This window comes from Bradyrhizobium sp. BLXBL-03, assembly GCF_051853015.1.
GTDB classification, from domain to species: Bacteria; Pseudomonadota; Alphaproteobacteria; order Rhizobiales; family Xanthobacteraceae; genus Bradyrhizobium; species Bradyrhizobium manausense.
Window position 1 is genome coordinate 7,088,963 of record NZ_CP182470.1, and the last position, 18,267, is coordinate 7,107,229.

At 56.5% G+C, this 18,267-nt stretch carries 11 protein-coding genes and 2 pseudogenes; 3 read left to right on the plus strand and 10 right to left on the minus strand.

Going from position 1 to position 18,267, the window contains the following annotated elements; translation table 11 throughout:
- Positions 1-3 precede the first annotated feature (3 nt).
- From trpD to ACNJX9_RS33810, 9 genes and pseudogenes are all read right to left on the minus strand, one after another.
- The gene (trpD, locus tag ACNJX9_RS33770; protein ID WP_439406358.1) at positions 4-1,017 is read right to left on the minus strand and encodes an anthranilate phosphoribosyltransferase; all 1,014 of its coding nucleotides are present in this window, start codon (positions 1,015-1,017) and stop codon (positions 4-6) included.
- A 2,674-nt stretch (positions 1,018-3,691) separates the two neighbouring features.
- The gene (locus tag ACNJX9_RS33775) at positions 3,692-4,030 is read right to left on the minus strand and encodes an H-NS histone family protein (RefSeq protein ID WP_439406360.1); all 339 of its coding nucleotides are present in this window, start codon (positions 4,028-4,030) and stop codon (positions 3,692-3,694) included.
- Positions 4,031-4,214: 184 nt separating this feature from the next.
- Positions 4,215-4,874, minus strand: a complete 660-nt coding sequence (locus tag ACNJX9_RS33780) for an FkbM family methyltransferase (protein WP_057750180.1) — start codon at positions 4,872-4,874, stop codon at positions 4,215-4,217.
- Between the two features lie 300 nt (positions 4,875-5,174).
- The gene (locus ACNJX9_RS33785) at positions 5,175-5,570 is read right to left on the minus strand and encodes a response regulator (protein ID WP_439406363.1); all 396 of its coding nucleotides are present in this window, start codon (positions 5,568-5,570) and stop codon (positions 5,175-5,177) included.
- A 554-nt stretch (positions 5,571-6,124) separates the two neighbouring features.
- On the minus strand, positions 6,125-6,541 hold the full coding sequence (locus tag ACNJX9_RS33790; RefSeq protein ID WP_083514367.1) for a DUF7694 domain-containing protein: 417 nt from the start codon (positions 6,539-6,541) through the stop codon (positions 6,125-6,127).
- 1,571 nt (positions 6,542-8,112) lie between these two features.
- Entirely contained in the window at positions 8,113-9,423 is a 1,311-nt protein-coding gene (gene dctA / locus ACNJX9_RS33795) for a C4-dicarboxylate transporter DctA (protein ID WP_057750188.1), read from the minus strand.
- 9 nt (positions 9,424-9,432) lie between these two features.
- Positions 9,433-10,293 carry an electron transfer flavoprotein subunit beta/FixA family protein gene (locus ACNJX9_RS33800; protein WP_057750191.1) on the minus strand — a complete coding sequence of 287 codons (861 nt, stop codon included), beginning with the start codon at positions 10,291-10,293 and terminating at the stop codon, positions 9,433-9,435.
- Positions 10,294-12,231: 1,938 nt separating this feature from the next.
- Positions 12,232-12,507: pseudogene (locus tag ACNJX9_RS33805) on the minus strand (hypothetical protein); the annotation flags it as partial.
- 27 nt (positions 12,508-12,534) lie between these two features.
- A complete protein-coding gene (locus tag ACNJX9_RS33810; RefSeq protein WP_057748097.1) occupies positions 12,535-12,735 on the minus strand; it encodes a hypothetical protein in 201 nt (66 codons plus the stop codon).
- Between the two features lie 679 nt (positions 12,736-13,414).
- Here ACNJX9_RS33810 and gmd point away from each other — a divergent pair.
- From gmd to ACNJX9_RS33825, 3 genes and pseudogenes are all read left to right on the plus strand, one after another.
- Positions 13,415-14,500 carry a GDP-mannose 4,6-dehydratase gene (gene gmd / locus ACNJX9_RS33815; protein WP_439406365.1) on the plus strand — a complete coding sequence of 362 codons (1,086 nt, stop codon included), beginning with the start codon at positions 13,415-13,417 and terminating at the stop codon, positions 14,498-14,500.
- Positions 14,481-15,380, plus strand: a pseudogene (locus ACNJX9_RS33820) (GDP-L-fucose synthase family protein). Before gmd ends, ACNJX9_RS33820 begins: the two are co-directional and overlap by 20 nt.
- Positions 15,381-16,333: 953 nt before the next feature.
- Positions 16,334-16,816, plus strand: coding sequence for a MarR family winged helix-turn-helix transcriptional regulator (locus tag ACNJX9_RS33825; RefSeq protein WP_439406367.1), 483 nt, complete (start codon positions 16,334-16,336; stop codon positions 16,814-16,816).
- A gap of 395 nt (positions 16,817-17,211) precedes the next feature.
- Here ACNJX9_RS33825 and ACNJX9_RS33830 read toward each other — a convergent pair whose 3' ends face one another.
- Positions 17,212-18,063, minus strand: coding sequence for a YopJ family acetyltransferase (locus tag ACNJX9_RS33830; RefSeq protein ID WP_439406368.1), 852 nt, complete (start codon positions 18,061-18,063; stop codon positions 17,212-17,214).
- Between the last annotated feature and the right edge of the window lie 204 nt (positions 18,064-18,267).

The window sequence follows — 18,267 nt, forward strand, 5'->3', positions numbered from 1 at the left end:
TGTCTATTCGGCGTTGGAGACTGCGACCAGATGCTTCAGGCACGCCGCGGCGGCGCCGCTGCCAAGTGATTCCTGCCCGATCCCCACTCCTTCCTTCAAAGTTGTAGCGCGACCGGCCACTATAAAGGCTCCTGCCGCGTTCAACAGGGCAACATCACGATATGGGCCTGGCCAACCCTCGAGCACGCTTCGTAGTGCAAGCGCGTTGGTATGGGGGTCCCCACCCGCCAAACCCTCCCCTCCAGAACGGGGGAGCCCGGCTTCTTCCGGCGTCACCTCGAAGCTGCGAATTTGACCTTTGTCGAGGGCGCTGACAAAGGTAGGACCCGTGAGCGTGATCTCGTCGAGCCCATTGCTGCCGTGGACCACCCAGGCCGATTCCGCGCCGAGTCTTTGCAAAACTTCCGCTAACGGTTGCACCCACTTGCGCGAAAACACGCCGACCATCTGCCGCTTCACCCCCGCGGGATTGCAGAGCGGTGCGACGAGATTAAAAATCGTTCGGGTCGCGAGCTCGACCCGGGTTGCGCTCACGTTTTTCAACGCTGGATGGTGGGTCGGCGCAAACATGAACCCGATGCCGGCATCTCGGACACAGCGAGCGACACCGTCCGCGTTCAAGTCGATCTTGACGCCGAGCGATGCCAGTACATCTGCCGAGCCCGAGCGTGAGGAGAGTGCGCGATTGCCATGCTTGGCGACTGGAATACCGGCGCCCGCGACAATGAAGGAAGCACATGTCGAGACGTTGACCGAACCCAAACCGTCGCCGCCCGTGCCCGCAATGTCGATCGATTCGGCGGGCGCACTGACCCGCAGCATTTTGTTGCGCATCGCGGAAACCGCGCCGGTGATTTCCTCCACTGTCTCGCCGCGCACCCTCAGCCCCAATAGCAACCCGCCCATTTGCGAGGAAGTCGCCTTGCCCGACATCATACTGTCAATCGCCGAGGCCATTTCCTGCTGATCTAACAGGGCGCCGCTTGCGACTTTGCTCATAATTAATTTCAGATCCATCGTCTGCTCTCAGATCGGTCGGAGTGCGTTGGTCGCGCTTAGAATTGGGTAAGAGCAGATGGATCGATCGGGACGCCGATTTTCCATTGTGGGAGCCGACGAAGCTAGAGTCTTGGCTCCTCATCGCTTTTCGCCTGTCCGGCGTCGCTTCTGGCCTCGATCACCGCGACGCAATTAGTATCTTGGCCCATCCAAACAAGCGCGCGGCAATTGAAACATGCTCCATATCTCGCTCGCACTACAGCACACCTTCATCAGCATTCACGCGAACCGCGAGTGCAGCTGCATCCTTCGGGCGGCAGTCGCTTTTCGGTCGTGATCGATCTTTGAAGCCTACAACTTGACGCTGCGATAACTTCAAGCAATTTAGTGAACGAACATGAGGCCACACACTCACAAACGCTTGCGGACTTTTCGCCAACACTGGCGTTTAGCAGCCTGGCGAACATTGCCACACGACTTATCCTCGCCCCCGTTCCACTCGCCCCCGGCGGAACCTTGGTAAATGCCTTAGCCGGCAGCGATTGAGCAGCGATTGAGCAGCGACGCGCGCGGTCCAAACAGAGAAGCGCCGCCTGCCTAACGTCGGTGGGTGGGCGCCGGTAGTCCACGGTGGAGGGTGGCAATGATCGAGGGGCCAGAGTGCAATCTCAAGATGACACGCGGCCGGGGAACCGTAACCGTTCTCACCAAAGCTTCTCAGCGTGTGGTCATGGCGCGCATCGAAGGCATGCGGGATTGTGAAATGAAGGCCGGGAGAAGCGATCGCCTTCCAACCTGACGAACTCACGTTTTAGCATCTACCTATCAAGATCCTTGTTTTTCTTCCGGACGGATCGAGCTCGATGTGCGCTTCGGCATTCATGGAGACACCCCCGCCGGTGCGCTCGGCGGGGCTCAGCAGGCAGATGATGCGAGGCTCGCGAACGAGTGTCTCATAAAGCACCCGCACTCGCTGGACGCTTAACCTGCGGCAAGCTCGGATTTCTTTGTCCGCACGCCTTTAGTCCATGATCGCGGCATCGTCGATAAGATGAGCATCGATTGCCGGAAGATACGCATTATCGGCTGAACCGCCGACTATGCGCACCTTTCGGCTATCCGCCTCAGTTTCATGCTGACACTCCTAAATGAAGCTTCAGAATGCTCTGCGCTTAGGCAATTCAGACGGACGTTCGGGCACGCGCGATGTTGTCCGGAGGTAAGGCCCGTACCGACGATAGCGCTCACGCCTTTTCCGAGAGCGCCATGCGCGAATAGCGAACCCAGCTGCAAACCCCACGAACAGGATAGGAAGCAGAACTAGAAACAGCGTCATTAAGAAGTCTCTCTTTCCAAAGCGGTTGCGCTTTCCCGGCGGAACAGCGAGGAGATCATGAAACGGCCCCTTCTCGTTGTTTGTGTCGACACTGGTATGCCTTTACAACTTGACGCTGGGTCCGGTTCAAGCCCCCGACGGTTCTCGCGACGCAATACTATGCTGGAAGCGGCAGCCGACACTGCTTCGCTCAAGGGCAGATCGTCGAAGATGGATCGATGATATCCGCTGACATAGCTCAGCCGCTCACCTGGCGGCACCAGCTCATGTGCATTATCTCGCGTCAGAAACGAATCAGTTGTGCGCCGAGCCAGCTTCCTGCTCGTGGAACATCGGCAATTCGCTCGCCCGTTTCTCACCTAGCTGCGCTTGTGCCACGGCGCTGAGCGAGCTGAGCGTTCAGCCGGCGGCAACCGGATCGATTGTCCGCGGTTAGCTGTGACAGGCACGCGAAAACATCGCGTCGCGTCGACATTTTGACCGGCCTAGAGCTGGAGCTGCGCGCAAACGCAGCGAGGCTTCATCGCGATTGGTAGCTTCAGCTTGACGTGGCGTTTACAGATCCTACAGAAGTCATAGAAGAATACTCCCCGCAAATGCGACCCTAAGGCTGCGAAATGAAGGTGAAAGAGCTTATTGAGGTTCTATCAGGATGCGAGCAGGATGCTGATGTCGTTATCCCGGACTCGTTTTCGCCACACGGAGCCTTCGCCGTCGTGAAGGCCGTCCAGACCGGGTGGACTTATAATCCGCAGCTTGCGATCGACGATATGTCCTTTTGGATCGATGGGGTCGACTACGTTGAGCCGCCGCGCGGTAGCTATATAGCTCGTGGAGTGAGGCTGCTCGGTCCAAAATGTGGACCTGTCCTCGCAATCCAATAGATCCCTCAGAAACGGATGACGTTGACCGGCTTTAGTTCATCGATTGCTTGGTCCCGCCATCAAAGACCTTGCGAAGCCCCTGACAGCCGCTTTTTTGCCGCCCATGTGCTTTTGGCACGAACGCAAACAGATTGAAGGAGATGGACCAAATCTCTTGGTCAGCCGATGATGCGTGGCACGTTCCTGCGCTGCCTAGCCGATCGCTTCACTGAAAGGTTTGGCCCAAGGATGCCGAAATCCTTTTGTGGAGACAATTTGTCAAAAAGGTCCAGAAATTGAGACCATCGGCGCTCACCAGACGGCTTTGGCCGCTCAGTGAGCTATTTGGCAGCCTTGAACGTGTGGACGTGCACGGCCGAAGGCTCTAACGAAGCCGTCGAGCATTTGCGAGACACGCGTGACGAAAACCGTACCTGGCCAGAAGCAACAGGCGCTGCCATATAAAGTCGAATCAGGATTGTTGACCGGCCTGTCAGGCCTTGTGGCGACGCTTACGCGCAGATCGATCAATGAGGAAGTCATCCAACTTTCGGCCGGCGCGCAGTTGCGGGTCGAGCCATCTGGGTAATTTGCCGCGCCCTGACCAAGTTTGCGCCGGGTTCTTCGGATTTTGATACTTTGGCCGCACTGGAGGGTATGGTCGGCGCTCACGGGTGGGCGGAGGTGGGTTATCGAGCGCTCCGATGGTTCGCAGCCGCTCCTCGAGTCTGAGCTTTTCCGCCGCAATCCGTTGGTTTAGAGCGGCGGACACCTTCTCGTGGAGATTCCACAGCTCGTCGACACTCATTGACTTCAGGTCATTCATCTTCATTGCGGTCCGCCAGCACGAGAAAATTTCATCGATCAAATAGTCGCGCGAGAACTAATCTGCAAGCGCTATCGCAAATAGCGAAACGAACAACTTAATAAAGAACCATTCGGGCTGAACTGCGCTGCCGCATCGCGCGGATCGCGTGATGCGGCTCTCTGGTTGCAAAGCAAGCTTACGGACCGCGCTAACAATTCGTATTTCTAAGCAATACATCGCCCTCCACTGCGCGGGGATAGAGCCTTACCACTTCGAATGAAGGTAAAAGCTCAAGGATGGCGTTTAGGGACAGCTGGCCTTCATAAAGCTCGCGGTCACTATATTCCGTGTAGATGAACCGCGTATTGCTCAAAGCGCGTTTGCCACCGGCGATGACATCGGACTCCGCTCCCTGAACATCCATCCAAATCAAATCAATCTTGTCCAGTTTAGCTTCACTGCTCCAGTCATCCAGCCTTCGAGTTTCAACCGAGATCGGCTTATCGAATCGAACCCATTCATATTCAGCAAGATGATTCTTTGGTCGGCGTATTGAGCCAGAGAGGTCCCATTCCTCGACCTCCCCGTCCCCATTGCTTGGGTGGAAATCAATCTTTCCATTTCGATCGCTAATCGCAATTTCAAACAGCCTCACCTTGTCGAGGGCCGAATGTAGATTTTTCTTGAAGCGGACCACAGCACGGGGGTCCGGCTCAAAACAGTAGAACCGCGCCTCGGGGCACAGCTCCACAAACCGCTTCGTGTCGGTTCCATCATTACAGCCGATGTCCAGAATAACGGGGCTCGGATTTCCCAGAAGTGAAACAAGCTGCTCGTGGACATGTAGCTTCGAGGTCGATTCTAGCATGCGCTATAGTCCTCAAGCATGGGCTGCGTTGACAGCGTCGGAAGATCCTCTCTGAACAAGGGCGTAATCTTCATCAAGCCTCTCCTTTGGTTAAATGCACGTGCGACTCATGCCGTGCGACTATCGCCCGACGCTTTGGGCCCGTGCCTTCGATCCCCTTTTTCAATACGCTGGAAAAGCGGGATCGTTGCTGCCATGCGATTGCGGTCGGCGTGATAAATAATCTCATCCCATTCGTCGCCAGGATCGGGCTCAACTGGATCCCGCACGACGGGATCTCCAAGCAGGCATACCCTATATTCAAGGACGACGTCGAATCATCGTTCGATCTTTCAGTGCCGATTTGATGCACGCAAGCAGTTCGCCATTGTTGAACGGCTTATCCAGGAAATGCGACACGCCGACCTGCAGCGCGCGCGCACGTTTGTCGTCGTCGGGGCCAGTCACAAGCAGAATGGTGGGAATTACGTTTCCGGATAAAATGAGCTGCTCGTATAAGCCGAGCCCATTTGACCTCGGCAACTGCGTGTCAGCGATTAAACAAGACGTGCTGATATAGCCGTTTGAGCTCAGGAATTCATCTGCACTTCGGAACAGCTCGGCGACGCAGCCGGCCGAAATGAGCATGTTCATGAGTGGTTCGCGGACCGACTGATCGTCGCACACGACGGAGATGATATTGAGCGTGTGGGCCATTCGGACTAAATCTAGGAGGGACCTCTTCGGCACCTGCGAGGCGACCTGACCGCACTGCACTCGATCCTTCTGAAGCAGCATTCAACAACACCTGCAATCGATAGTTCTCGCTTTCCGGGAAGCTAAGACCGGAGCTAGCGGTGGTTCAATCGAACGGAAGTAGGTAGCCGACATCGAAACGGTTGGACTATTTATACAAAGGTTTGCCGGCAGCCCTCGACCAGACGGTCGCCGGAAACATTTTGCTTTAACTGGCATCCGCCCTCGATGCTCGAGGCGTACCTTAAGACTCTTCTCGGTGCCATCCTGATAGACCTGAATTCATATTTTCAAAGCGTTTTTCTTATCGACCGTCCGCGGTCGCTCGTAAAATCGATTGTATAGATAGAACATATCCGAACAGTGGATGGGTCCTTCGTCACGGGCAAAAGCTAGCGGACGGCTAGGGGTTGCGAATCCTCATCGCTAGTTTCTAAAGACCCATAAAATGGATCGATGCACCGCCCATGCTTCACGCCTGCGAACCTGCCTGCAACGCACCATCCGGGGCCGGGTCATCCGACCGGTATTCGTGCAGCCAGCCTAGCCGCTTCAGATGGACCGATCCCGACTATCCCGACGAACCACGAGGGTGGTGTCGGAATTTCCTGATTAGTCGGCCTCCAGAGATGCAGACAGTAGCGACTGTTATTTACATATTCCGATCGGCGCGGATGAAGCTGCATCACGCACTCTTCCTCGTCCCAAAATAGATCCTTGACGAAGCACATCTCCTGCCAGTTCGGACAGCGCCGCGGGATCGAGACGGAGACATGTTCCCAGCGCGGGTGGAGCGATCCGACGATCTTGAGGTTAGCGCCGCAGGGTCCCTGCACGATGAAGACACCGCAAGGACCTGATCCAGGTGCGCTGGCGAACTGTCCATATCGTACCCGACCGCCCTCGAGCTGGTCCCCAATTTGCGCTCTCATGCTAACTCCTTTGCCGTGCAAATACTGGCGTAGATCATATTCTTCTCAGACGCTTCCTCGAGTACTGCCGAGTATTGATCATTCTGCTTCCTCATCCGTTCACTTTCTGCATTCATGAAATACGTCGTTGTTCCACGCGTTTAGCTCTGCCGTGCTCATGCTGATTTGGCGCAAGGCCCGATCGCGTCGAAACCTGGGCAATGCCTTAAGATTAGGCGAGAGGGAGTGCCGCTCTGCCGCCGCTCCCATTGGCTCGCAGCTGAACGAGCGGTCGAGCTCCCCAAAGCAACGCGAGCTCATCGATAAGCAAGGAGCGGCGGCCGTGACGCCACACTGCGGCATAGCTGATTGCAAACCTTCAAGCGGTCCATCTCTTGAAGTGAACGGTTGATCCTAGGTCCGAATAAGACAATCTGTTCGGCGGGCCGTCGTTCGACAAAAGAACACGCGCAGCAGAATTTAGGGAAAGCGATGGTGATGGCGCAGTCGATCAGCGAAACACGAACCTGCTCCATTTGTGCCGATGGCGCCACCGGTCTTGTCCGATGCTTCAATCCGAGGCCGCCAATGATCGGAGGCAAACGAAACGGACGCGCCGCGCCGACCCCCAAAGGCTTCTTCTGCCATTGCCGACTGCGTGCGGGCGCCTCGATACGAGCGCTACAACCATAGCGTTCCTGATCTCGCTTGTGCCCTTCATCGCGCATTGATTCGAACGCTCTCTACATGTGTTTGATCCCCCGCGAGGCCGCCTTCTCTCCCTGAGGGCTGACTCATCGACACACGTTGACGCCGTGAAGTCGATCGCGATTGTCTGAAGACCTACAACCTGACGCAACGTTAGATTCAAGCCACTCCAATGCCGGGCTAAGCCTTATTCCACTACCAGCATAGTCGCTTGTGGAGGGCCGCGCCCGCTGGTCAACAATGACGTTGGATGCGAAGGCTGCCCATAGCAGGAGCGGGTCTGCTGCGGCGTTAAACCGCCAAGCATTCGACGCGGAATTCCCAATTCCGGCCACGAACATCGCTAAGACATGGCGCGAGATGAAAACGGGGACGACTCATGCGAGCGCTACGGGACTGGAGCATCAACTCTGCAATACAGAAAGATACGGCGATTAAGCTACTTCAGACCCAGCTAGAAACAACGCCTGAATGAACTTGAGTGTCAGATACCAGATCTTTCGGCTATAGCGGTCAGAGCGCTCGCGTTATCGCAGGACATTGGGGACATTCGTTGCTCGGCAGACTCAGTTAGCGCACTAACAGACCTCCTTCGGAGATAGCCTTGTCTCGTTCTCGTCGCTGCATGGAACGTTGCGTACTTTACGGCCAATCGGTGTCGCCTTCAGATAGCCGTCGCGAGCTAACGGCGATATCCATGAGCTATAGAGCAATCGGCTACGTCCGACCCGCCCGAGGCCTTCAGATTCGAGATCCCCTGTCATTTTATGTTGGCAGCGGAATTCGGAGCGGCAGGTTAGCCTCGGGTCATGCCTGGTTCGTCAGCCGCACCGATTGGCGCCACGTGTCGAGCCGGTTATCCCGAGATCCGCCGGCCCGTCTAGCTATCTTGATTTTCTGAGGCTCGTGGGATCGATTCGGCAGACGCGCCCACTGAGCTTCTTGCGATCGAGCTCGCCCTCCCACCAGGCGACGATCACGCAGGCGACGCCGTTGCCGCAAAGATTGGTCAGCGCGCGGCATTCGCTCATGAATTTGTCGATGCCGAGCACGATTGCCATGCCCGGCACGAGGCGCGGGTCGACGACCGCCAGCGTCGCGGCGAGCGTGATGAAGCCCGCACCGGTGATGCCGGAGGCTCCCTTCGAGGTCAGCATGGCCACCACCAGGATGGTCATCTGCTGTCCTAATGTGAGGTCGAAGCCAAGCGCCTGCGCAATGAATAGGGTCGACAACGTCATGTAGATGTTGGTGCCGTCGAGGTTGAACGAGTAGCCCGTGGGCACCACGAGGCCGACCACCGACTTGGAGCAGCCGAGACGCTCCAGCTTCTCCATCAAGGACGGCAGCGCGCTTTCGGAGGACGAGGTGCCGAGCACGATCAGCAGCTCGTCCTTGATATAGGCAAGGAACTTGAAGATCGAGAAGCCGGCAAGCCGAGCGATGGTGCCGAGCACGATGACCACGAACAACGCCGCGGTGACGTAGAACGTCGCGATCAGGCCGACGAGGTTGAGGATCGCGCCGGTGCCGAACTTGCCGATGGTATAGGCCATCGCGCCGAAGGCGCCGATCGGTGCCGCGCGCATCACGATCGAGATCACGCCAAACACGGCATAGGCGGCATCGTCAATGAAGTTGCGGATCGCGTGTCCCCGTTCGCCGAGGCCCATGATGGCGAAGCCGAACAATACCGAGAACAGCAGCACCTGGAGGATCTCGCCTTGCGCAAAAGCGCCGACAACGGTGTCAGGGATAATGTGCAGAATGAGGTCGACGGTTTTCTGCCCCTCGGCCTGCTTGGCGTAATTGGCAACTGCGTTGGCGCTCGCCGCGGCGCTGCCGAAGCCTGCGCCCGGCCTGACGAGATTGCCGACGATGAGTCCGATCAGGAGTGCAAACGTCGACACAATCTCGAAATAGACCAGCGCCTTGACGCCGATGCGGCCGACCTTCTTGGCATCTTGGATGTGGGAGATGCCAGAGACGACCGTACAGAAGATGATCGGCGCGATCACCATCTTGATCAGCTTGATGAAGCCGTCGCCCATCGCCTTGATCCAGTCGTTGGTAGCGACCGAGGGCCATAACCACCCAACGATGGTGCCCAGCATAATTGCGATCAACACCTGGGCGTACAGAATCTTGTACCAAGGCTTCATGGGCAACACCACGACCCGAAGATCGAGAGACATTTCAACGGCTCATCGCTCCGATCGCACGTCGGAAGTGCGCGCCAGCGCTGTAAGCTCAGTTTCAAGCTTCGGCCGCTGCTTGAAAATTGCATCGATTAATGCCGGCACAGGTTGATCGGCCCCCTCGACCAGCATTGCTTTCTCGGCGCGCTTGGAGGGAGCGAACACGCGCTTAACGATTGTCGGGGAGCCCTTAAGACCACATTTCTGTGTATCTACTATGCCTGCATCCTGCGCGTTCCATTTTACGATGTCAGTACGTGCCGCGCGCAGCGCGTCCTTCATGCCACCTCGCCGGATCTCGTTTGTCGCCTCCAGCATGGTAATGAGACATGGAAGCTTGGTTCGAAGCACCTGCACGCCGCCTTCCGAACGTCGCTCCACCTCGATTGCGCGCGCCGCGAGATCAAGGCTCGTGATCTCGGCGACGTAGGTGAGCTGAACCACGCCAAGCCGTTTGGCAATACCAGGCCCAACCTGCGCTGTGTCGCCGTCGATCGTCTGCTTGCCAGCGAAGATGAGGTCGGGCGTGCCGTACTCTTCTCCAATCTTACGAATGGCCGCCGCCAGCGCGTAAGTCGTCGCCAGCGTATCGGCGCCTGCGAAAACACGATCGGTGAGCAACACAGCGCGATCCGCCCCGAAGGTCAGCGCCTTTCGAAGCGAGTCTTCGGCGGCGGGGGGGCCCATGGTCAGAACAGTGATCTCGCCACCAATCCTGTCGCGCAGCTCCATGGCGGCCTCGAGCGCAAACAAATCGTAAGGATTGACGATTGTTGGTACGCCTTGGCGCATAATGGTGTTGGTTACGGGATGGACGCGAATCTGCGCTGAGTCCGGAACCTGTTTTATGCAAACGACGTTGTGCATCGGCTATCTCTCCAATAGCTGGTGGGAACTGGGAGTAGAACGGCAGATCTCACACCAGTGGACGGGCGTCGGGAATCAGACGTTGATGTAGATGAATTGGCGCGGGCACACTGCGGGCGATGGTTGAAAGCGGCGACGCAACAAGTCGACGGTGTGTCGCAGATAGCACCATGGCTTCCGCATGTTCACTCCAGCATGCGACAAGTGATAGTGCGGCCGTAATCGGTCTAGGCGTTCCATACGATTGTCCCTTCGGGCGACCTTCAATCTGAGGCCGTCTCAAGTTTTTGAATTACCACCAGGCCTGAGCGCTGCTGGCTTTTAGAACAGAACAGGGCGGGCCTGACGAACAAGCGGGGGCGCGCCGGCCCGCCCCTACATCACCAGACTGGGTGGCGATGCTACGTTGAACAAAGCAAGTCGTGTGCCGCGACCGAGAGCGCTGCATTTACAAGCAGTTCTCATGCGCTTCTTCGAAGGGACAGCTTTTGTGAACATCAAGTCATTCGAATTGTCACCAAGGCAACAATTGTCCCCAGTTCGCTACGGCCTGCAGCCACGACAGTCCGGCTCATGGTTTTTTTCATCAGGAATGTTTGCGACTTTCGAAGCCCACTGATGCGTCGTCACCAAGAAGCATTCGTGCTCCGTGGAAACGTACGGTCCGAAGCGCTTCTCAAGGCGTTGGGCCCGGACTGCGCAGCAATCCGAGCCCATAGCCTCAGCAACACGGTAGCGCGGGTTGTTCGGCTACTGCCACAAACTAGATAGAGACGTTCTTAACGCGCATTGATGTCGCTCAAGAGCCAAGTGTCGCAGGTCGGAAGACCACATCGCAAACAGTGGCCTACTGAAGATCGTGCACAGGACGCCACTTGCGATTCGGCATGCGCCTGCGCGCGAAATAGTCTTTGGACAATTTCGCATGGATGTCGTTGGGGGTTGAACCGTACGTAGCGTCAAGTTGTAGGGGTGGTTCAGTGAAGTCGCTTTCCCGGTTGAGGATCACGACCTCAATTGTGCAGGGGCGCACTCTGGGCTTCCTCGCCCGGACGAACTCGTTTGCATAGTTGGAATATCGACTACCCGCCGTGTGGGCCCACGCATGATCCTGCTTTCCTGTCACGCACCGACTGTGGTGGGCCGAACATTTATGTTTCGACTCTCCCATCATCAGTCTGGCCAACGCCGGGCCCGGCATCGATCACAATGCGCAACCAGCTCTTTGCGTGACGAGCAAACCGCGACGCGCGCCTGGTTGAATGGAGCACCTATGAAAGACATTGATATGTTCGTAACCGTCATAGCCGGAATGACCTTGGGGGGCTTGGCTGCCACCGTCGCACGTGAGACGTCGGAGCGTGAGTTGAGTTGGTGGCACTACTTGGCGCTGTGGGCCGCCTCAATCGCCCTGCTCTGCGTCATCGTCCTTATAGTGGGGCCGGCCTGAGGCATGATTGCGGAATCCAAGGATGCCGCAATCGTATGAGCACGCCCCGAGCGAAAATAGGCGAACGCTTTGGTAACGAGAGCGCAAGCCATCGCGAATCGTTCCGCAGGTTCTTAAATCTCTGGCACCGCCACCCGCGTTGCGCGCGCAACGGCGCGCGTAGAATACGTAAGACGACACATGCGCCCAGCGTGGAAAACGCTAGGAACCAAACAGATCAGATCGTTTGCTGGCTTGGATCTTTTTTGGCTTGTCTGCATGCAAGGCAGGTCCGATGGCCTAATACACCTTGGGCGGTACACCATCTCTCGTCAGCGGGAATGAACGAGGCGCGGCATCCAGTCCGGCCGCACCAGGAACATAGAGCACGGGACTAAAGACTTGAGGACCCATCGTGCTCAGCATGCTAATTTTAGCGTTCACAACACCGGCACGACTTTCTCGATCCGTGACTAGTCGTCTCTTTGCTCGGATGCAGATTCGTTCGTTTCGGGCGGCAGCTGTGCAACGACCGGCTGCGCTTCCATGAGATCAAGGACGGCACGGCCCTCTTCAGTGGTATCCCAGCCACCGTTCATCCGCTCAATGAGTTTCTGGGAAAAGATGTCGAGGTTCTGAGCACGGGTGGCCATTCTCGTCGTGCGCTCGTCCCACTCTCGACTACTCGTCGCTGGAATCGCCATGTCGCGCTTAAGATCCTCCATCGGCGCGAAGCCGTCCGGACAGCTCACAAGGATTTTTAGGACGGTAACTTGGAGATTCACCTGAATGAGACTTCATGTTGCCCGCGCCTACCGCCACATGGTCGGTGCTTCACGAAGCGCTTCGATACCAATCTGCTTGAGGCGACTGGGCGTTGTTTCGCCTCTGGTGGCGGCTTCCAGAAGCTTAGCGGCCACATGTGCACGGACGCCTGTTTCATAGCGAGAAATGCTCGCGCAGACCTCGTCGAGGACAGCGCGCAGAAGCTTGGCGGTAGCCGTATCCAACATTTGCAGATCCCCCGACCCCTCATGAAGAAGATAATACGAAGCGCGTGTTCCTAAATTCAAGTGGGATAGATCACAGTTGCTTCTATTACTGCTTCATCCACGTCTGCCCCAAACCGTCCGAGGGAGTTTTGCCCACCCCACTAGGCGGACAGCGCCAGCAACGTCGTGCTCCTATCTCCCTTTGCTGATATGGTTTTGCCGATTCATTCTCTTCAGCTTCCTGCAAGAGTTCTCATTGCGCAGCAGCCAAGTGGATTGATGCAAGGGGTGGTGTATTGGCGCATTAGTTCCGCGCGTGATTGCATTTTTCGACGGATTTCACCTTCTTGCTCTGATGGTAGTCCTCACGATTTCGATCGATCTTTATCGCCTTGAGATTGCGGCGCATGAAGAACATCGTGGCGAGCCTGCGGTTGCCGAATACGGTTAAAGGGTTCATTCAGAGGATCTAAGGCCGCATCCCGCTCGGAGCAGTTCCTCTGACCGCGTTTGCACGGCCAAATCTGGAAAATGGCAAAAACCTTTGCAAAATCATTGTCGTAAGCGTCTATTGTCCTTGGCCAGCCTTTTGTTTATCACCGTGGCCGGTTTTGCTCCCTCGAATAGCGTTTCGACCGGGTGCGTACGGCGGTGACCAAGGGGCACGGAAAATGATCACTTCGTTTGCATAGGGTAGAATTTGCCTAACGGAAACTCTCAAAGGCGGGTCGCTCTGATCACTGGCGTGACCGGGCAGGATGGCGCCTATCTCTCCGAATATCTCCTGTCGCTCGGCTATGTCGTGCATGGTATTAAGCGACGGTCATCTTCCTTCAACACCGCGCGCGTCGATCACCTCTATCAAGACCGGCATGCCGGCAATGTGCCGTTTCTCATGCACTACGGTGACATGACCGATTCGACCAATTTGATCCGCTTGGTCCAGCAGATTAGGCCAACCGAGATCTACAATCTGGCCGCCCAGAGCCATGTCGGCGTTAGCTTTGAAAGCCCGGAGTATACCGCAAACGCCGACGCGATTGGCGTGCTACGCCTGCTTGAGGCGATCCGGATTCTTGACCTGGAGAAGGAGACGCGCTTCTACCAGGCGTCTACGTCGGAGCTTTACGGCCTGGTTCAGGAAGTCCCCCAGAAAGAGACCACGCCATTTTATCCGCGCTCACCCTATGGCGTGGCGAAGCTCTACGGCTACTGGATCACGGTGAACTACCGCGAAGCCTATGGCATGTTTGCAAGTAACGGCATTCTATTCAATCACGAAAGCCCGTTCCGCGGCGAGACCTTTGTGACCCGCAAGATCACTCGCGCCGTCGCCCGCATTGAGGTCGGTCTCGAGAACACACTTTATCTTGGCAACCTCGAAGCCAAGCGCGACTGGGGGCATGCTCGCGACTACGTCGAAGGCATGCACATGATCCTGCAGGCGGAAAAGCCCGACGATTTCGTGCTCGCAACCGGCGAGACGCGGTCGGTGCGCGAAATGGTCGAGCTCGGCTTTTCCGAGGTCGGTCGCCGCATCGAATGGCGCGGCAAGGGCGTAGAAGAAACTGGGGTCGACACCAAGAGCGGCAAGATCGTGGTCAGGATCGACCCAACCTATTTCCGCCCGACGGAGGTTGATCTTCTCATCGGTGATTCCAGCAAGGCGCGCGAACAGCTCGGCTGGAAGCCGAAGCGCAGCTTTGCAGAGCTCGTGCAGGAGATGGTCGCAAGCGATCTTGCCGAGGCGAAACGGGAAGCCGAAAATGGCAAGCGCCCCGTTTGAGCTGAAAGGCAAGACGGTCTGTGTCGCCGGCCATCGCGGCATGGCCGGGGCCGCGCTGATGCGCAGGCTCGCGCGGGAAGACACCCGGCTCGTCATCATTGAGCGAAGCGAGGTCGGCCTGCGCGACAAGCCCAGGTCTTCGGCTGGTTCGCCAAGACGCGGCCACAGGTGGTATTTTTGGCCTCCGCCAAGGTCGGCGGCATCGTCGCCAATGATACACTGCGCGCCGAATTTCTTTACGACAACGCGATCGCCGCGAACGTCATCCATGCCGCGCATCTAAATGGTGCGGAAAAGCTGATGTTCTTGGGCTCCTCCTGCATCCACCCGAAACTTGCTCCCAGCCCCCGCGCGGAGACATGATTCTGACCGGTCCGCTCGAACCGACTAACGAGCCCTATGCGATCGCCAAGATCGCCGGCATCAAGCTGGTGGAGGCTTATCGCAGTCAGTACGGAAGTGACTTCATCAGTGTGATGCCGACCAACCTCTATGGTCCCGGCGACAACGACCACCCGGAATATAGTCATGTGTAATCCGCCGCTTTCACGAAGCCAAGGTTTCCGGTGGAAAAAGCGTCCCGGCTTGGGACACCGGCACACCCCGCCGCGAATTCCTCTATGTCGACGACATGGCGGATGCCTGCGTCCACCTGATGAAGACCTATTCGGGTGCAGAGCTGATCAATATAGGGACTGGCGAGGACGTCACGATCTTGGAATTCGCCCGGCTTGTCGCGGAGGTCGTCGGCTATCGAGGCGAGATCGCGTTCGATGCCTCTCGCCCCGACGGTACGCCGCGTAAGTTGCTCGATGTCAGCCGTCTAGCAGAGCTTGGCTGGCACGCGAAAACCTCGGCGTTCGCTTCCGCCACACTTTGAGGCCACCGTGGCCCTCGAGAAGCGGACTGCTTTTAAGCGATCAGGCATGCAATTCTGGCCACGGGCAAACATAATCTCGAATAGAGCGTTTTGCGGAGCGCGAACCGATCCGGTTTGAACGCGCAAGCGCAGCCATTATTTTGCGCCAGGCATTTGGCCCCGCGCACTCCATGCGCATTCGCTATGAACGTGTGGATTGCAATCGTGGCGGCCTGGAAGACCTAAATCATTCAAGAAGTGACGGTCTCGGCGCGCCGACCCCGCGTACTTGGAATGAGACTCTCAAGACATCGGCGCACGCTCCTGATGCCAGAAGGACAAGTCCGAACGCAACATTCAAAGCTTTGTCTTTGTCGGACGCATAGGGCCGAAGACGCGGAAAAAATTCGCCGCTCGTCGGCGATATTCCTGAGGGCCACAGCACGGCCCACCCGCCTCTACGCTCGTCCTATTGAGGGACCAACTCACCCAACCCATCACGTTAAAGGCGTGTCATGTCTCGAGGATGACGGCGATTAGCGCTCCCTATAGAATTTGAAGCTAAATCTATCGAATTCTCGCAGTCAGCAACCCGCCTGAGCACAGGCGTCTCGCCACGACCTGCCGAATGGTAATCTCGGCTTCAATAAAGCGTCAGAACGAAATCATGTGCGCGATTCGATGAGAGCAACATTATTCTATCGCAAGGCCATTTCGTGGACGAAGTCTTGGTGGATAAGGCTATCGGAACGAAGGCGAACGCCGCTTAAATTACGAATCGACGTAAAAGTGCCACTTGCTCGACATCCAACTTCAATGCGCACTTGGATCAATTGCACGCCTCAATTGTTTTTGATCTAGTGTGTCCTGTGAGCTCTATTTTCGAGCGCATAAGAAGAGTAGGTACGTTTCCGCCGGAGTGGACATCGACTGTGCGCGTGTCGGCCAATCTAGATTTGCCGGGGAACAACACCATGCAAGTAAAAGAACAACTCGATCGAGCGGTTAGTGACTTCATCTGGAATATCGTCGAGGTCCATTCCCAGCTCGAGGAAATACACAAGACTTGGGCTCAGCTATTAGGCATAACGGAACCGCAGTGGTTGATCTTGATGGCTGTTGACGAACTCGATGAAGGCCGAGGAGTCTCGGGAATAGCGGTTGCGAACAAGCTGCGAATTCATCCCGCCTTCGTCACCAACCAAACAAAGAAACTCGAGGCAATGGAGTTCCTTTCCCGCGTGACCTCGCCCGATGATGCGAGATACCTGCGGATATCGCTGACTCAAAAAGCGCAAGCGGAAATCAGGAAGCTGTCAATCAAAAGACAATCCCTCAATGCCACAATGCTTGAAGGGCTCGACGAGGAGTCTCTTCACTACGTCAACAAACGGCTCATCTTGATTGCGAAGAATAGCCGATTGGCATCTCAAAAGCTCAGTATTGGAATATTGTAGATTACTTGTCCTGTGCAAGCATCACAGCTTGCTCGCCTGGCACCATTTGGAACGGGGAAGCCCTTGCGGCTGCGACCTCCAATCTCGTAGTGGGCACGTGGTGTCCTGCGAGGATGGACGCGGCAGCGCAATTGGATTGGAAGGCGAGGCTAACCTCGGCAGAGCCTCCACCAATCGAGGCGGGAATCTGGTCAGACAATCGGGACCAGCTCAGTGGCCGGTCAGACGCACCTGCCGGTCTGAATTGGAATGCACGTTGGTCTCGAGCCAATGTTCGTTTTCTTGTGGCTATTGAGGTCGTAGAGGATGACGTGAAGCTTTCAAAGGCCGCAGTGATGAAGTCATCGAAAGCCGATAAGGCTAAATTCGTGCGTGCCTTAACACGAAAGATCGTATCAGTCGGATAACATTGTGTCCAAAGTCGTGCGGATCTTGGTTGCTCTCGAAGCCTCGATAGAGGCGCTATATTTAAGGGGGCCTCGCTCGACAGCAAAGGCTTCGAGCCGTTCGGCCAACGACTCCGTTTTGGGATCGCGTCTGCTGCTGCTTACATCTTCGTCTTTAATACCAGCTTGGTACATTGCGACCTCCTCGATGACTCCTTTCGAGTGGGAATGCTTATAGAACAACGCTGGAAGAAACATTTCCCCATGAAACAAGCGTATGTCGGCAAATTCCAGCATGGCGTCGGGTGAGGGAACGTAGTTGTTGGAATCGTCCCCCTCATCGGCAATCGTTCCGTGCCGATGAAGATTGCTATGCCAGCCGTCGAAGGTGGACAACTCTTGGTGTGCTGCCAGCGCAAACTGCATGTCGAATATCACGCAATCGGCGGAAGATTTTTGTGCACCAACTCCAATAAATGCCCATTTCGGCTCTGTGCCCAGCTGCTGTAGCGCTTGCCTTCGCAATCCGGAGTATGGGGTCAGGAAGGTGTAGAGGTCGGCTGGCTCCATCACGATAACCGTCGGCGGTGCTCCGGCGCGGGTTCGCACATCAGCAGCAAAGTGGTGCATCTCGCCGTCCGCCAACCGCACGACAGCACGCCAAGAACTGTCCGACGACCGGTCCGCCAACGCGCTAAGTAACTTGGCGGGCGAGTCCATATACTTAAGATTGAGTTTCGGATAGCGCTTGTTATAGCTGTCCGCCAGGCGATGAAGATTGGCGATATCAAGGGACAACAATTCCTGGTCGGGCTGTCTGTCGGCAGACATATAGTGAGCCACCTGCTGACCATATTCCATGAGACCGGACGAAATTCCCGCTTGGTTGGCACGCTCAAGTGTTTGCCCAAGTAACCGAAGCTTCTGGTCAACGCGGGCCGGAATACAATGCGAAGCGGCTGCGTCACCGGCCTGGCGAGATGATCCGGGCGCGTGCTGTGATTCAATACTGGATCGAGGCGGACTCGATCGCACCAAATCTAGCTGAGTGCCAAACTCGGCCTC

What these genes read in the sequence shown, in the direction of transcription:
- trpD (WP_439406358.1), bottom strand. Translation starts at nt 1,017, where the DNA reads ATGGATCTGAAATTAATTATGAGCAAAGTCGCAAGCGGCGCCCTGTTA.
- ACNJX9_RS33775 (WP_439406360.1), bottom strand. Translation starts at nt 4,030, where the DNA reads ATGAAGATGAATGACCTGAAGTCAATGAGTGTCGACGAGCTGTGGAAT.
- ACNJX9_RS33780 (WP_057750180.1), bottom strand. Translation starts at nt 4,874, where the DNA reads ATGCTAGAATCGACCTCGAAGCTACATGTCCACGAGCAGCTTGTTTCA.
- ACNJX9_RS33785 (WP_439406363.1), bottom strand. Translation starts at nt 5,570, where the DNA reads ATGGCCCACACGCTCAATATCATCTCCGTCGTGTGCGACGATCAGTCG.
- ACNJX9_RS33790 (WP_083514367.1), bottom strand. Translation starts at nt 6,541, where the DNA reads ATGAGAGCGCAAATTGGGGACCAGCTCGAGGGCGGTCGGGTACGATAT.
- dctA (WP_057750188.1), bottom strand. Translation starts at nt 9,423, where the DNA reads ATGTCTCTCGATCTTCGGGTCGTGGTGTTGCCCATGAAGCCTTGGTAC.
- ACNJX9_RS33800 (WP_057750191.1), bottom strand. Translation starts at nt 10,293, where the DNA reads ATGCACAACGTCGTTTGCATAAAACAGGTTCCGGACTCAGCGCAGATT.
- ACNJX9_RS33810 (WP_057748097.1), bottom strand. Translation starts at nt 12,735, where the DNA reads ATGTTGGATACGGCTACCGCCAAGCTTCTGCGCGCTGTCCTCGACGAG.
- ACNJX9_RS33825 (WP_439406367.1), top strand. Translation starts at nt 16,334, where the DNA reads ATGCAAGTAAAAGAACAACTCGATCGAGCGGTTAGTGACTTCATCTGG.
- ACNJX9_RS33830 (WP_439406368.1), bottom strand. Translation starts at nt 18,063, where the DNA reads ATGGAATATGGTCAGCAGGTGGCTCACTATATGTCTGCCGACAGACAG.